The 14,885-nt window shown below is 62.4% G+C and carries 10 protein-coding genes and 1 tRNA gene; 10 read left to right on the top strand and 1 reads right to left on the bottom strand.

The window, feature by feature from the left end:
* Window positions 1–35 precede the first annotated feature (35 nt).
* From hflK to K5607_RS11650, 4 genes are all read left to right on the top strand, one after another.
* A complete protein-coding gene (gene hflK / locus K5607_RS11665) occupies window positions 36–1,265 on the top strand; it encodes an FtsH protease activity modulator HflK (protein ID WP_221047096.1) in 1,230 nt (409 codons plus the stop codon).
* Window positions 1,266–1,267: 2 nt separating this feature from the next.
* Complete coding sequence (gene hflC / locus K5607_RS11660) at window positions 1,268–2,131, top strand: protease modulator HflC (protein WP_221047095.1); 864 nt, start codon at window positions 1,268–1,270, stop codon at window positions 2,129–2,131.
* A gap of 172 nt (window positions 2,132–2,303) precedes the next feature.
* The gene (locus K5607_RS11655; protein ID WP_176569412.1) at window positions 2,304–3,503 is read left to right on the top strand and encodes an ATP phosphoribosyltransferase regulatory subunit; all 1,200 of its coding nucleotides are present in this window, start codon (window positions 2,304–2,306) and stop codon (window positions 3,501–3,503) included.
* A gap of 16 nt (window positions 3,504–3,519) precedes the next feature.
* The gene (locus K5607_RS11650; protein WP_054774003.1) at window positions 3,520–4,815 is read left to right on the top strand and encodes an adenylosuccinate synthase; all 1,296 of its coding nucleotides are present in this window, start codon (window positions 3,520–3,522) and stop codon (window positions 4,813–4,815) included.
* 161 nt (window positions 4,816–4,976) lie between these two features.
* Here K5607_RS11650 and K5607_RS11645 read toward each other — a convergent pair.
* Window positions 4,977–5,063, bottom strand: a tRNA-Leu gene (locus K5607_RS11645).
* A gap of 153 nt (window positions 5,064–5,216) precedes the next feature.
* On the opposite strand from K5607_RS11645, the gene rnr reads away from it, so the two are divergent.
* The 6 genes from rnr to carB all read left to right on the top strand — a co-directional run bounded on the left by rnr (window position 5,217) and on the right by carB (window position 14,880).
* The gene (rnr, locus tag K5607_RS11640; RefSeq protein ID WP_221047094.1) at window positions 5,217–7,490 is read left to right on the top strand and encodes a ribonuclease R; all 2,274 of its coding nucleotides are present in this window, start codon (window positions 5,217–5,219) and stop codon (window positions 7,488–7,490) included.
* Window positions 7,487–8,233, top strand: coding sequence for a 23S rRNA (guanosine(2251)-2'-O)-methyltransferase RlmB (gene rlmB / locus K5607_RS11635; RefSeq protein ID WP_221047093.1), 747 nt, complete (start codon window positions 7,487–7,489; stop codon window positions 8,231–8,233). Before rnr ends, rlmB begins: the two co-directional genes overlap by 4 nt.
* Window positions 8,234–8,334: 101 nt before the next feature.
* Window positions 8,335–9,213 carry a UTP--glucose-1-phosphate uridylyltransferase GalU gene (galU, locus tag K5607_RS11630; protein WP_221047092.1) on the top strand — a complete coding sequence of 293 codons (879 nt, stop codon included), beginning with the start codon at window positions 8,335–8,337 and terminating at the stop codon, window positions 9,211–9,213.
* Between the two features lie 169 nt (window positions 9,214–9,382).
* Complete coding sequence (dapB, locus tag K5607_RS11625) at window positions 9,383–10,195, top strand: 4-hydroxy-tetrahydrodipicolinate reductase (RefSeq protein WP_054772529.1); 813 nt, start codon at window positions 9,383–9,385, stop codon at window positions 10,193–10,195.
* A gap of 235 nt (window positions 10,196–10,430) precedes the next feature.
* The gene (gene carA / locus K5607_RS11620) at window positions 10,431–11,558 is read left to right on the top strand and encodes a glutamine-hydrolyzing carbamoyl-phosphate synthase small subunit (RefSeq protein WP_221047091.1); all 1,128 of its coding nucleotides are present in this window, start codon (window positions 10,431–10,433) and stop codon (window positions 11,556–11,558) included.
* Between the two features lie 97 nt (window positions 11,559–11,655).
* Complete coding sequence (gene carB, locus K5607_RS11615; RefSeq protein ID WP_221047090.1) at window positions 11,656–14,880, top strand: carbamoyl-phosphate synthase large subunit; 3,225 nt, start codon at window positions 11,656–11,658, stop codon at window positions 14,878–14,880.
* Window positions 14,881–14,885: the final 5 nt, after the last annotated feature.

The raw sequence follows: 14,885 nt of genomic DNA, 5'->3' as shown, positions 1-14,885 counted from the left end.
TACCTCAACTGAATAGCACTAACAGGAGCGAACCCATGTCCTGGAACGAGCCGGGAGGCAACAAAAAAGATCCTTGGAGCGGGCGCGACAATCAGCCCGGCAAACCCAACGAGATCGACGAAATGATTCGCTCACTGCAGGATAGGCTGGGCAAGCTGTTCGGCGGTGGGGACGGTGGCGATAACAAATTCGGCGCGTCGGGGGCCGGTTTCGGCCTGTTGGCGGCCGCCGGTATCGGCGTATGGGCGCTGACCGGCATTTACATCGTCGACGAGGGCAACCGGGGCGTGGTGACGCGCTTCGGAAAATACCTGGAAACCACCATGCCGGGGCCCCATTGGCATATCCCGTCGCCCATCGAGAGCGTCGATACCGTCAATGTGGAAAATCAGCGCTCCGTGGAAGTGGGTTACCGTTCCGGCGGCGGACGCCAGCAATCGGCCGGCGCCGTGCCGAAAGAAGCCCTGATGCTCACTCAGGACGAGAACATCGTCGACGTGCGCTTGTCTGTGCAATACCAGATCCGGGATGCCAAGGATTTCCTATACAACGTCCGTGATCCGGAGGCCACGCTGAAGCAGGCGACGGAAAGCGTCGAGCGCGGCATCATCGGCAAGAACAACATGGACTTCGTGTTGACCGAGGGGCGCAGCGAGATCGCCGACGAAATCAAGGCGGAAATTCAGCAGATCTTGGACGAATACAAGGCCGGCATCCGTTTGACCACCGTCAACCTGGTGGACGCGCAGCCGCCGGACGAAGTGCAGGGGGCTTTCGAGGATGCGATCAAGGCGCGGGAAGACGAGCAGCGCCTGAAAAACGAGGCGGAATCCTACGCCAACGACGTGATTCCCAAGGCTCGCGGCGCGGCCGCGCGCCAGACGCAGGAAGCCGAAGGGTATAAGCAGAAAGTCATCGCCCGCGCCCAGGGTGACGCCAGCCGCTTCAACAAGATGCTGGCCGAGTATGAAAAGGCGCCGGAAGTGACACGCAAGCGCTTGTATCTGGACGCGATGCAGTCGGTGCTGCATGGTAGCCACACGGTCATGGTGGATTCCAAAGCCGGCAATAACATGGTGTATCTGCCGCTGGACAAGCTAATGAGCGCGCCCGGCGCCGCCGCGGCGAGCGCCGGCGAAGACGCCGCGCCCAAGGCCGAAGCGCCCGTGTCCGCGCCGGCAAGCAGTCAGGCGCCTGCGGCGCCGGTGAGTGAGAGCAAGCCTTGGCGGTCTTCCGTCCGCGGCCGTGAAGCAAGGGGGCAGTAACCATGACGCAGAATCGAATTCTTATTGCCGTGGCTCTGGTTTTGGTTGGCGGCTACCTGTCGTTGTTCACCGTTTCGGAGACGCAAAAGGCCATTCAGTTCCGTCTGGGTGAAATCGTCAAAACCGATTTCACGCCGGGGTTGCACTTCACCATCCCCATCTACAACAACGTCAAGAAGTTCGACGCGCGCGTGTTGACGCTGGACCTGAAACCGGAGCGTTTCCTGACCTCGGAAAAGAAAAACGTGCTGGTGGATTCCTACGTCAAATGGCGCATCAAGGATCCGGCCAAGTTCTATACCACGGTGTCCGGTGACGTGGTGCAGGCGAATAACCGCCTCGACCCCATCATCAAGGACGGCATGCGCGGCGAGTTCAGCAAGCGCACCATCCGCGAGTTGGTATCGGCGGGCCGCGGCCAAACGCGCAGCATCCTCATCAAAAACTCCAGCCCCATGGCGGAGGAATTGGGTATCGAAATCGTCGATATCCGCGTGATGCGGGTGGAGCTGCCGCCGGAAGTCAGCGCCTCGGTGTATCACCGTATGGAGGCGGAGCGGGCGCGGGTGGCGAAGGAGCTGCGGTCCCGCGGCGCCGAAGCGGCCGAGCGCATCCGCGCCGATGCGGATCGCCAACGCGAGGTGCTGTTCGGCGACGCTTATCGCGAGGCGGAGACCTTGCGCGGCGAAGGCGACGCCACGGCGGCGGACATCTACTCCAAGGCCTATGGCAAGAACCCCGAGTTCTTCGCTTTCTACGGCAGCTTGAACGCTTATACCAAGACCTTCAAGAACAAGGACGCGACGGTGGTGTTGGAGCCGGATTCCGACTTCTTCCGCTACTTCAAGAAGGAAAAGGAAAAATAGGCTTCTTGCCGTTTCGCGCTTTCGGCTAAGGCCGGATCAGCCTTGATCGCTTAGCCAGGCTTCGCCCCGTCCGTCGGCGGGGCGAGGATGAACAGGGGGCACCCAGGTGGGCGCCCCCTGGCTTTGATACCGGTTTTCTCATTTTCCTTCTTAATACGTTTCAATGACACTCATGGATACGGCCCAACGTGACCGCTGGCTCTTGCCGGAAGGCGTCGAAGAGGTGCTGCCGCAAGAAGCGCGGAATCTGGAGCGCTTGCGGCGGCGCTTGCTCGATCTGTTCGACGTGTGGGGATACCAGTTGGTTATTCCGCCGTTCATCGATTACGTGGAGTCCCTGCTCACCGGTACCGGTCGCGAGCTGGATCTGCAGACTTTCAAGCTCACCGACCAGTTGAGCGGACGAATGTTGGGCATCCGCGCCGACATGACGCCCCAGGTGGCCCGTTTGGACGCCCATCATCTCAAACGCGAGGAGCCGACCCGGCTGTGTTACATCGGCACGGTGCTGCATACCGTGGGCGACCATCTGGAGAAATCGCGCAGCCCCATTCAAGTCGGCGCCGAATTGTACGGCCATCGGGGAGCGGCCAGCGATTTGGAAATCATCCGCTTGATGCTGGAGTTGCTGGCTCAGTCGGGAGTGCTCGATGTGCACCTGGACTTGGGGAACGTGGCGATTTATCGGGAATTGGTGCGCCAAGCCGGTTTGGACGGCGATCAAGAGGCTGCCCTGTTCGACGTACTGCAGCGCAAGGCCCAGGTCGAGCTGCGCGAATTGCTGGACGTTTATGGCGTACAAGGCCAGTTGCGGGACATGTTTTTGCAATTGCCGGATTTGAACGGCGGCGCGGAGTTGTTGCCGCGTGCGCGAGCTGTGTTGGCCGGCGCCGGCGCGGTGGTGGCGGACGCCCTGGCCGAGTTGGAAACGGTCTGGAACCAGTTGCGCCAGCGTTTTCCGTCCCTGCCCATATACGTGGATCTGGCCGAGTTGCGCGGTTACCACTACCAGACCGGCATGGTCTTCGCCGCCTTTGTTCCGGGCTGCGGCAAGGAGGTGGCGCGCGGCGGCCGTTATGACGAAATCGGCAAGATATTCGGCCGGGCGCGCCCGGCCACCGGCTTTAGCGCCGACCTGAAAGTGCTGGCGCGGCTGGGGGCTCCCAGTGCGCCGGAGTCGGATCGGGGGGCGATTTTCGCGCCCGCGGGCGACGATCCGGGTTTGTGGGACGCCATTCGGGATTTGCGCGCCGAAGGCAAAACGGTAATCGAAGCTTTGCCCGGGCAAGTGGGCGATGCGGCCGCCATGGGTTGCGGTCTGCGCTTGGAAAAAACGGCGGCGGGTTGGGTTGCAACACCCGTTGCCCGGTAAATCAAGAAGAGACGATATGGCCAATAACGTAATTGTGATCGGCACCCAATGGGGTGACGAGGGTAAAGGTAAGCTGGTCGACCTGCTGACGGAGCGGGCCGATGCCGTGGTGCGTTTTCAGGGCGGGCACAATGCCGGCCACACCTTGGTGATCGACGGCGAAAAAACGGTGTTGCACCTGATTCCTTCCGGCGTGTTGCGCGAAGGCGTGTCCTGTCTTATCGGCAACGGCGTGGTGTTGTCGCTGGAAGCGCTGTTCAAGGAAATCGAGATTTTGGAGCAGGCCGGCGTGCCGGTGCGTCAGCGCCTGAAAATCAGCTTGGCCTGCCCGCTGATCCTGCCGGTGCACGTGGCGTTGGACTTGGCTCGGGAGAAAGCCCGCGGCGCCAAGGCTATCGGCACCACGGGGCGCGGCATCGGACCGGCATACGAAGACAAGGTCGCGCGCCGCGGCCTGCGCGTGGGCGACTTGCTGACGCCGGACTATTTCGCCGAACGCCTGCGGGAGCTGCTGGAAACCCACAATTTCATGCTCACCGAGTATTTCAAGGAGCCGGCGGTGGACTACGCCAAAACCTTGGAAGAAACCCTCGCGCTGGGCGAACAGGTCAAGCCCATGCTGGCGGACGTGGCCGACCTGCTGCACGGCTATGCCGAACGCAAGTCGCGGCTGCTGTTCGAAGGCGCGCAGGGCGCGTTGTTGGATATCGACCACGGCACCTACCCTTATGTGACCTCGTCCAATACCACGGCGGGCGGCGCGGCCAGCGGCACCGGCCTGGGGCCGTTGGAGTTTGATTACGTGCTGGGCATCACCAAGGCCTACTCCACTCGCGTGGGCAACGGGCCGTTCCCGACGGAACTGTTCTGCGAGGTGGGCGAGCACCTCACCGCCAAGGGCCATGAATACGGCGCCACCACCGGCCGCCGCCGTCGTTGTGGCTGGTTCGACGCCGTATCCATGCGTAAATCCGCCAAGCTCAACAGCCTGACCGGCATGTGCCTGACCAAGCTGGACGTGCTCGACGGTATGGAGAAGATCGGCATCTGCGTGGCGTATCGCATCGACGGCAAGGAGGTTACGACCGCGCCGGTGGGGGCGGAAACCTATGCCAAGTGCGAACCGGTGATCGAGGAAATGCCCGGCTGGACGCAGTCGACGGCGGGCGTGACCGATTACGCCCAGCTTCCGGAGAACGCCAAAGCCTATATCCGCCGCATCGAGGAAGTGGTCGGCGTGCCGGTGGATATTCTCTCCACCGGCCCGGATCGGGCCGAAACCATCGTTCTGCGCGATCCGTTCGGGAACTGATCGGCCACTGGAAAACCGCGCTGCGCGGGCAGGGACGGGCGGAAGCTGCTTGTCTCAGCCTGCGCGGCGGGCGGTGAAAAAGGACTTTTCCGGAGACGGAAACGAAAAAAGCCGCGCTAAGCGCGGCTTTTAAAGAACCCGGTTTGAACCGGATTGAAATATGGTGCCGAGGAGAGGACTTGAACCTCCACGAAGTTTCCCCCACTAGTACCTGAAACTAGCGCGTCTACCAGTTCCGCCACCTCGGCAAGTTTCCCCGCGGGCTTATGCGGCGCCGCTGAAGAAGACATAAGTTTATATATCGACCGCTAACCTGTCAACACCCTTTTCGCTAGATTATCGCTAGCGGCCACTGTTCTATACAATTACGCCTGAAAATCAAACGAAGGAACCCCTATACGATGAATGCGTCTGTAGACGAGACCGCCAACAGCTTCCCCTATCAAGATCCGTACGCGGAACGCGAAGCGCAAAAATACGCGAAGCCCATTCCCAGCCGCGAGTTGATCCTGCAAGTGCTGGAGGAGGGCGGCGCGCCCGCGGCCTTCGGCGAGCTGGCTGAAAAACTGGGCGTAACGGACGAGGAAGATTTGGTCTCCTTGCAGCGCCGCGTCAACGCCATGGAGCGCGACGGCCAATTGCTGAAAAACCGCCGCGATCTGTACTGCGTGGTCGATCAAAGCAACTTGGTGGTTGGCCGGGTCATCGGCCACCCGGACGGTTTCGGCTTTTTGCGGCCCGACGACGGCAGCGAAGACTTGTTCCTTTCTCCGCGCGAAATGCGTGTGCTGATGCACGACGACCGCGTGATGGCCAGTATCCGCGGCGTGGACCGTCGCGGACGGCCCGAGGGCGGCGTGGTGGAGGTGCTCGAGCGCAACACGCACCGCGTGGTGGGGCGTTTGTTCATGGAAGGCGGTATCGCCACGGTGGTGCCGGACAGCAAGCACATTACCCACGACATCTTGGTGCCCGCGGAGCGCCTCAACGGCGCCCAACCGGGCCAGATCGTGGTGATCGAGATCGTCGAGCAACCCAGTCGCCACAATCAGCCTATCGGCCAAGTGCTGGAGGTGTTGGGCGAGCATATGGCGCCCGGTTTGGAAATCGAGATCGCCATCCGCAGCCACGACTTGCCCAATGTGTGGCCGGCGGAGGTGGAGCAGGAAGTCGCGGGACTCAGCCCGACGGTGGAAGAGGCCGCGAAGCAAGGGCGAGTAGATTTGCGGCCCTGGCCTTTGGTGACCATCGACGGCGAGGACGCGCGCGATTTCGACGACGCCGTTTACTGCGAGCGGCAGGAAAACGGTTGGCGCTTGCTGGTGGCCATCGCCGATGTGTCCCATTACGTCAAGCCGGGCACGGCCCTGGATCTGGAAGCGCAAAATCGCGGCAATTCCGTGTATTTCCCGGAACGGGTCATCCCGATGCTGCCGGAAATCCTTTCCAACGGCCTGTGTTCCATCAATCCCCATGAGGATCGCCTGTGCATGGTGTGCGACATGCTGGTGAACGAGGATGGGGAGGTGACTTTTTCCACCTTCTACGACGCGGTCATGTTGTCCCACGCCCGTCTCACTTACAACGAAGTGGCGGCCATTCTCGACGGCGATCCGGAGTTGCGGCAGAAGCGTTACGATTTGTTGCCGCACTTGGAGGACTTGCACGCGCTGTATCAGGCGCTGCGGGCGCGGAGGGAGCAGCGCGGCGCCATCGACTTCGAGACGCAGGAAACGAAGATCGTTTTCGGCGAGCAGCGCAAGATCGAGCGCATTGTGCCCGTCGTTCGCAACGACGCCCACAAGCTGATCGAAGAATGCATGATCATGGCCAATATGGCGGCGGCCGAGTTCCTCAAGCGCTACCAGATGCCGCACATCCTGCGCGTGCACGAAGGCCCGTCGCCCACCAAGATCGGCGATCTGCGTTCCTTCCTGGGCGAGGTCGGCTTGCAGTTGCTGGGCGGCGACGAACCGGAACCGCGCCACTACGTGCAAATGATCAACCAGATCAAAGGCCGCCCGGACGAACACCTGATCCAGACCGTGCTGCTGCGTTCCTTGTCCCAGGCGGTGTATAGCCCGGAAGAAAAAGGCCACTTCGGCCTCGCGCTGGAGAGCTATACCCACTTCACCTCGCCCATCCGGCGTTATCCCGACTTGCTGGTGCATCGCGCCATCCGCCACGTGCTGCAGGGGCGCAAGCCGGAGGAGTTTGTCTATTCCAAGAACGACATGGTGCTCATGGGCGAACAGTGCTCCAGCACGGAGCGCCGCGCCGACGAGGCCACGCGCGACGTGGTGTCCTGGCTCAAGTGCGAATACATGCAGTCCAAGCTGGGCGAAACCTTCGAGGGCGTGATTTCCGCCGTGACGCCGTTCGGCCTGTTCATCGAGCTGAAGGACATCTACGTGGAAGGGCTGGTGCATATTTCCACCTTGGGCAGCGATTACTTCCACTTCGATCCGGTGGGGCGCCGCTTGCAGGGTGAGCGCAGCGGCTTGAGCTACCGTTTGGGCGACACCGTCAGCGTCATCGTGGCGCGGGTGGACTTGGACGAAAAGAAAGTCGATTTCGAAATGGTCCAGGTCAAGCCGCAAAAGGCCGCCGCTGGCGAAGGGCGTCGCTCGGCCGGGGCCGGCAAGCCGCGCCGCCGCCGGGGCGGCAAGCGATGAGCCAGGAACGGCTGGTCTGCGGCCTGCACGCCGCCCAGACGGCGCTGGAGCATACGCCGGACAAGGTGGTCGCCGCCTGGGTCGATGAGCAGCGCGGCGACGCGCGCATCGCCAAAATCCGCCAGGCGCTGGAAGGCCTGGGCCTCACCGTGCAGCAAAGCGACCGCCGCCGGCTGGACAAGATGGCCGGTGGCGTCAACCACCAAGGCGTGGTGTTGCGGGTGCGGGTGCCGGCCGAACAGGGCGAGAACGAGCTGATGGACTTGCTTACCCGGCTGGACCATCCGCCCTTGCTGCTGGTGCTGGATCAAGTGCAAGACCCCCATAACCTGGGGGCTTGCCTGCGCACTTGCGATGCCGCCGGGGTGGATGGCGTGGTGGTGACCCGCGACCAGTCGGTGGCGCTTACGCCCACCGTGCTCAAAGTGGCGAGCGGCGCCGCCGAAACCGTGCCGGTGTTCCGCATCACCAACCTGGCTCGCACCCTGCGCGACTTGAAAGACGCCGGCCTGTGGATCGCCGGCGCCTCCGGCGACGCCCCGCAAAGCGTCTACGACGCCGACCTGAAAGGCCCCCTGGCCCTGGTGGTGGGCGGCGAGGGCAAAGGCATGCGCCGCCTCACCCGCGAGCACTGCGATTTGCTCGTCAGTCTGCCCATGCGGGGGCAGGTGGAAAGCCTCAACCTGTCCGTGGCCGCCGGCGTTTTGCTGTACGAAGTGCAGCGCCAGCGCAGTCTTGGTTGAAGGGCTTGAATTGTCGGAACTATACTGAATCTAGCCTGACCGTCGCGCACTGCTAGCGCCCGCCGGGTAGTCACCTCATCAAAATCACAAAGGACCAGCGCATGAATAAAGTCGTCAGAAAGGCCGTATTTCCCGTAGCGGGTTTGGGTACCCGCTTCTTGCCGGCCACCAAGGCGAGCCCCAAGGAAATGCTGCCCATCGTCGATAAGCCGCTGATTCAGTACGCCGTGGAAGAAGCGGTTGAAGCGGGCATCACCGAGATGGTGTTCGTCACCGGCCGCACCAAGAACGTCATCATGGACCATTTCGACAAAGCCTACGAAATGGAGACGGAGCTGGAAAAGCGCGGCAAGGAGGCCTTGTTGAATCTGGTGCGCAGCATTACGCCGCCGGGGGTCAACTACATCTTCATCCGCCAGGCGGAAGCCCTGGGCCTGGGCCACGCCGTCAACTGCGCCAAGTCCGTGGTGGGCAACGAGCCTTTCGCGGTGATTTTGGCGGACGATCTCATCGTCAACGAAGACACCGGCGGCGTTAAGCAAATGGTGCGCTTGTTCAATGAGCGCCACTGTTCGGTGCTGGGCGTGGAGCGGGTTCCGCAGCAGGACACGCAAAGCTACGGCATCGTCAAAACCTCGCCCGTGGCCGACCGCTTGAGCAAGGTCGACTTGATCGTGGAAAAACCCAAGCCCGACGTGGCGCCGTCCAACCTCGCCGTGGTGGGTCGTTACATCCTGACGCCCGCCATTTTCGATAAGCTCGCCAATACCGGTCGCGGCGCGGGCGGCGAAATCCAGCTCACCGACGCCATTTCCGACCTGCTAATGGACGAAACGGTGCTGGCTTACGAGTTCCACGGCAAGCGCTACGACTGCGGCTCCAAGCTGGGGTATCTCATGGCCACCGTGGAGCAAGGCCTCAAGCACCCGGAAGTGGGCGTGGATTTCTTGGAATATCTGGAAAACCTCAAGCTGGGTTAAGCGCGAAAAAGGGCCGGGACTACCGGCCCTTTTTCGTTGCCGCAACGGATGCCTTATCCCATGGGCCGCATTGCAAGGCGCGACTCTCGGCGGCGGCGTGGGACGGCGGTCGTGGTAAAATCCCGCTATTCCTACTGTGGACGGTGACATGACAGCGATTAACGAAAACATGGCCCGCGTGTGCGTGTGCGGGGCGGCGGGACGGATGGGCCGGAGTTTGATCCAGGCTTGCCAGGACGGCGAAGGCGTTTCTCTGGAGGCGGCTACCGAGCGGGCGGGCAGCGCCATGTTGGGCTTGGATGCGGGAGAGCTGGCCGGGTTGTCCCCCATGGGTATCGCCCTGGCGGAAGGCTTGGCGCCGGTGCTGGACCGCTTCGACGTGGTCATCGACTTCACCCGGCCGGAAGCGACGCTGGAGCACCTGGCTCTGTGCCGCGCCCACGGCAAGCGCATGGTGATCGGCACCACCGGCTTCACGCCGGAACAAAAATCGGAAATCGAACGAGCCGCCCAGGACATCGCCATCATGCTGGCGCCCAACATGAGCGTGGGGGTGAATCTTTGCCTTAAGCTGTTGGAAATCGCCGCTCAGGTGATGGGCGACTACACCGACATCGAAGTGATTGAGGCGCACCACCGCCATAAAGTGGACGCTCCTTCCGGCACCGCCTTGCGCATGGGTGAAGTGGTGGCCCAGGCCTTGGGTCGCGATTTGAAGGATTGCGCGGTCTACGCGCGGGAAGGCATCACCGGCGCGCGCGACCGCAACAGCATCGGTTTCGCCACTATCCGCGCCGGCGACATCGTCGGCGAGCACACGGTCATGTTTGCCGACGAGGGCGAGCGGGTGGAAATTACCCACAAGGCCAGCAGTCGCATGACGTTCGCCAACGGCGCCGTGCGTGCGGCACGCTGGCTGATGGGCAAGGACTGCGGCCTGTACGACATGCAGGACGTGTTGGGGCTGAAATCCATCAAATAGCGGTTTCGGCGTTTCTTCCTCGGCAGGATTGAGCGGGCCTTAAGGCCCCTGCCGGGGAGGGCGCGCGGTCGGATGCGGCCGCTTGCCGCATGGACAGCATGCCGTTAGTCCTTTAAAATTAGACAAATTCCGAAAGCCGCCCCTAGGGGTAACTAAGGCTTCCTGAAAGTTTTCGAATAACGGGAAGGGTCCTGGCTGGGCTCGTCCCGTTTTGCATGTATAAGGTGGTGCAAACGTGAACAAGCCTGCGTTGTTGGTTTTGGAAGACGGGACGGTCTTCGAAGGCGTATCCATCGGAGCAGACGGTTGCACGGTGGGTGAAGTGGTGTTCAACACCGCTTTGACCGGCTACCAGGAAATCCTCAGCGATCCTTCCTATGCCCGGCAGATCGTTACCCTCACTTATCCCCATATCGGCAATGTCGGCGTCAACGACGAAGACATCGAAGCCGACGTTATTCACGCCAGCGGCCTGGTGGTGCGCGACGTGCCGCAGCGGCTCAGCAACTTCCGCTCCCAGCAAAGCTTGGGCGACTACCTGCGCCAGCATGACCGTCCCGGCATCGCCGGCATCGATACCCGCAAGCTGACCCGCTTGCTGCGCACCAAGGGCGCCCAGCGCGGTTGCCTGGTGGCCGGCGACGGTATATCGGTGGACGACGCCCTGGCCAAGGCGCGCGCTTTCCCCGGCCTGGCCGGCATGGATTTGGCCAAGGAAGTGACGGTTGCCAAGCCCTACGCCTGGACCGAAGGCTCGTGGCAATTGGGCGTCGGTCACAGTGAGCGCGCAGGCGGCGAGTTCCACGTGGTCGCCTACGACTTCGGCGTCAAGCGCAATATCCTGCGCCTGTTGGCCGACCGCGGCTGTCGCTTGACGGTGGTGCCGGCGCAGACCAGCGCGGAGGAAGTGCTGGCTTTGCAGCCGGACGGCGTGTTCTTGTCCAACGGTCCCGGCGATCCCGAGCCTTGCGACTACGCCATCCGCGCCATCCAGGTTTTCCTGGAGCGCAAAATCCCGACGTTCGGCATCTGTCTGGGACACCAGTTGTTGTGCCTGGCCAGCGGCGCCAAGACGGTGAAAATGAAGTTCGGCCACCATGGCGCCAACCATCCGGTGCAAGAGCTGTCCACGGGCCGCGTCTTCATCACCAGCCAGAACCACGGTTTCGCCGCCGATGAGGCCAGCTTGCCGGCCAATCTCAAGCCCACCCACCGTTCGCTGTTCGACGGCAGCCTACAAGGGGTGGAGCGCACCGATGTTCCGGCATTCAGCTTCCAGGGCCACCCGGAAGCCAGCCCCGGCCCCCACGACATCGTCGGCCTGTTCGACCGATTTGTGGACGAAATGCGTAAGTCGCGTTAGGCGTCTTCGCCGTAACCCGACATTCGGGATGCGGAACTACGCGAGAAACCACTGACCCGACCAACGTCTTAACCGAATGCGAGGCTAGCAAAGCACCATGCCCAAGCGTACCGACATTAAATCCATCCTGTTGCTGGGCGCCGGCCCCATCGTGATCGGCCAGGCCTGCGAGTTCGACTATTCCGGCACCCAGGCCTGCAAGGCGCTGAAGGAAGAGGGGTTCCGGGTCATCCTGGTGAACTCCAATCCGGCCACCATCATGACCGACCCGGACACGGCCGATGCCTGCTACATCGAGCCTATCGACTGGCAGACGGTGGCGAAGATCATCGAAAAAGAGCGCCCCGACGCGCTGCTGCCCACCATGGGCGGCCAGACGGCGCTTAACTGCGCCCTGGACCTGGATCGCCACGGCGTGCTGGAACAGTACGGCGTAAAGATGATCGGCGCCTCCAAGGACGCCATCGACAAGGCCGAGGACCGGCAGAAATTCAAAGAGGCCATGACCAAGATCGGCCTCGGTTCGGCCCGCTCCGGTATCGCCCACAGCATGGACGAAGCGCTGAAAGTGCTGGACGAGATGGGCTATCCCTGCGTCATCCGTCCCTCCTTCACCATGGGCGGTTCCGGTGGCGGCATCGCCTACAACCGGGAAGAGTTCATCGCCATTTGCGAACGGGGCCTGGAATTGTCCCCCACCAGCGAGCTGCTGATCGAAGAGTCGCTGCTGGGCTGGAAAGAGTTCGAAATGGAAGTGGTGCGGGACAGGAACGACAACTGCATCATCGTCTGCTCCATCGAAAACCTGGACCCCATGGGCGTGCACACCGGCGACTCCATCACGGTGGCGCCGGCCCAGACCCTGACGGACAAGGAATACCAGATCATGCGCAACGCCAGCATCGCGGTGCTGCGCGAGATCGGCGTGGAAACCGGCGGCTCCAACGTACAGTTCGCCATCAATCCGCGCGACGGCCGCATGGTGGTCATCGAGATGAACCCGCGCGTTTCCCGTTCCTCGGCGCTGGCGTCCAAGGCCACCGGCTTCCCCATCGCCAAGGTGGCGGCCAAGCTGGCGGTGGGTTACACCCTGGACGAGTTGCAGAACGAAATCACCGGCGGCGCCACCCCGGCCTCGTTCGAGCCCAGCATCGACTACGTGGTCACCAAGGTACCGCGTTTCGCCTTCGAGAAATTCCCCCAGGCCGACGACCGCCTGACCACCCAGATGAAGTCGGTGGGCGAGGTGATGGCCATCGGCCGCACTTTCCAAGAGTCACTGCAAAAAGCCTTGCGCGGCCTGGAAATCGGCGTGGACGGCTTGGTGGAAAAGGTTGACCTCAAGGCGGAGGACGCCAAGGAACGGCTGCAGCGCGAACTGCGCCATCCGGGGCCGGACCGCTTGTTCTACGTGGCCGATGCGTTCCGCTTCGGCATGGGCGTGGAAGAAATTTTCAAGCTGAGCGCCATCGATCCTTGGTTCCTGGCGCAGATCGAGGATCTGCTGCTGGACGAAAAGGCCCTCGCTACCCGCACCCTGGCGACTCTGAGCAACGCCGAAATCTACGCCCTCAAGCGCAAGGGCTTCTCCGACTCGCGCCTGGCCAAGCTGCTGGACAGCACCGAAACCGAAGTGCGCGCCGTGCGCCACAAGTTCGGCATCCGTCCGGTGTATAAGCGCATTGATTCCTGCGCGGCGGAATTCGCCTCCGCCACGGCTTACATGTATTCCACCTACGAGGAGGAATGCGAGTCGGAGCCGTCCGACCGGGAAAAGATCGTCGTGCTGGGCGGCGGCCCCAACCGCATCGGCCAGGGCATCGAGTTCGACTATTGCTGCGTGCACGCGGCGCTCGCCATGCGCGAGGATGGTTACGAAACCATCATGATCAACTGCAACCCGGAAACGGTGTCCACCGACTTCGACACTTCCGATCGGCTGTATTTCGAGCCGCTGACCCTGGAAGACGTGCTGGAAATCGTCCACCTGGAAAAGCCCAAGGGCCTCATCGTGCAGTACGGCGGCCAGACGCCGCTGAAACTGGCCCGCGCCCTGGAGGCGGCCGGCGCGCCCATCATCGGCACGTCGCCCGATTCCATCGATTTGGCCGAGGACCGCGAGCGCTTCCAGAAGCTGGTGGACCGCTTGAACCTGAAGCAGCCGCCCAACCGCACGGCCCGCTCGCAGGAAGAGGCGATTCTTTGTGCCAACGACATCGGCTACCCCCTGGTGGTGCGTCCTTCCTACGTGCTGGGCGGCCGCGCCATGGAAATCGTCTTCAACGACGAGGAACTGAAGCGCTACATGCGCGAAGCGGTGAGCGTGTCCAACGAATCGCCGGTGCTGCTGGACCGCTTCCTGGACGACGCCATCGAAATGGATGTGGACGCCATTTGCGACGGCAGCCACGTGCTGATCGGCGGCTTGATGCAGCACATCGAACAGGCCGGCATCCATTCCGGCGACTCCGCTTGCTCGTTGCCGCCCTACGACTTGAGCGAAGCGCTGCAAGACCGTATCCGCGAGCAAGTGCGTTTGCTGGCCCACGCCTTGGGCGTGGTCGGTCTGATGAACATCCAGTTCGCCATCAAGGGCGACGATGTCTACATCCTGGAAGTGAATCCGCGCGCATCGCGCACCGTACCTTTCGTTTCCAAGGCGACCGGTTATCCCTTGGCGAAGATTTCGGCCCGTTGCATGGTGGGACAGACGCTGGAATCGCAAGGCGCGGTGGAGGAACGCATACCGCGTTATTACTCGGTGAAGGAGGCGGTGTTCCCCTTCATCAAATTCCCCGGCGTGGATCCCTTGCTGGGGCCGGAGATGAAGTCCACCGGCGAGGTGATGGGCGTCGGCGCCACCTTCGGCGAGGCCTATGCCAAGGCGCAGCGCGCCGCCAGCGTCAAGCTGATGAAGAGCGGGGTGATCCTGATTTCCGTGCGCGAGGTGGACAAGCCGCGCATGGTGCCCATTGCCCAGGGCCTGGTGGCCAAGGGCTACGAGTTGGTGGCGACGCCGGGCACGGCGGACGTGTTGAACGCTGCCGGCGTGCCGTGCCGTACGGTGTACAAAATGCATCAGGGGCGGCCGGACATCGTGGACATGATCAAGAACGGCGAAGTGCAGTTGATCATCAACACTACGGAAGGCAAGAAGGCCGTGTCGGATTCGTTCTACATCCGTCGCGAAGCGCTGCAACATCAGGTAACCTACACCACCACCCTTGCGGGGGCCAGGGCCACCGGTTTCGCCTTGAGCGAATTGGATCAAGGCGGCGTCAATTGCCTGCAGGCATTGCACCGCGAATTAACGTCATCATAGGCTGA

The sequence above is a fragment of the Methylogaea oryzae genome (assembly GCF_019669985.1).
Lineage (GTDB): Bacteria > Pseudomonadota > Gammaproteobacteria > Methylococcales > Methylococcaceae > Methylogaea > Methylogaea oryzae.
This window is presented reverse-complemented; position numbering and strand designations above follow the sequence as displayed.

Bases quoted from the DNA above. Each gene is read 5' to 3' on its own strand.
- hflK (WP_221047096.1), top strand. From the start codon at position 36: ATGTCCTGGAACGAGCCGGGAGGCAACAAAAAAGATCCTTGGAGCGGG.
- hflC (WP_221047095.1), top strand. From the start codon at position 1,268: ATGACGCAGAATCGAATTCTTATTGCCGTGGCTCTGGTTTTGGTTGGC.
- K5607_RS11655 (WP_176569412.1), top strand. From the start codon at position 2,304: ATGGATACGGCCCAACGTGACCGCTGGCTCTTGCCGGAAGGCGTCGAA.
- K5607_RS11650 (WP_054774003.1), top strand. From the start codon at position 3,520: ATGGCCAATAACGTAATTGTGATCGGCACCCAATGGGGTGACGAGGGT.
- rnr (WP_221047094.1), top strand. From the start codon at position 5,217: ATGAATGCGTCTGTAGACGAGACCGCCAACAGCTTCCCCTATCAAGAT.
- rlmB (WP_221047093.1), top strand. From the start codon at position 7,487: ATGAGCCAGGAACGGCTGGTCTGCGGCCTGCACGCCGCCCAGACGGCG.
- galU (WP_221047092.1), top strand. From the start codon at position 8,335: ATGAATAAAGTCGTCAGAAAGGCCGTATTTCCCGTAGCGGGTTTGGGT.
- dapB (WP_054772529.1), top strand. From the start codon at position 9,383: ATGGCCCGCGTGTGCGTGTGCGGGGCGGCGGGACGGATGGGCCGGAGT.
- carB (WP_221047090.1), top strand. From the start codon at position 11,656: ATGCCCAAGCGTACCGACATTAAATCCATCCTGTTGCTGGGCGCCGGC.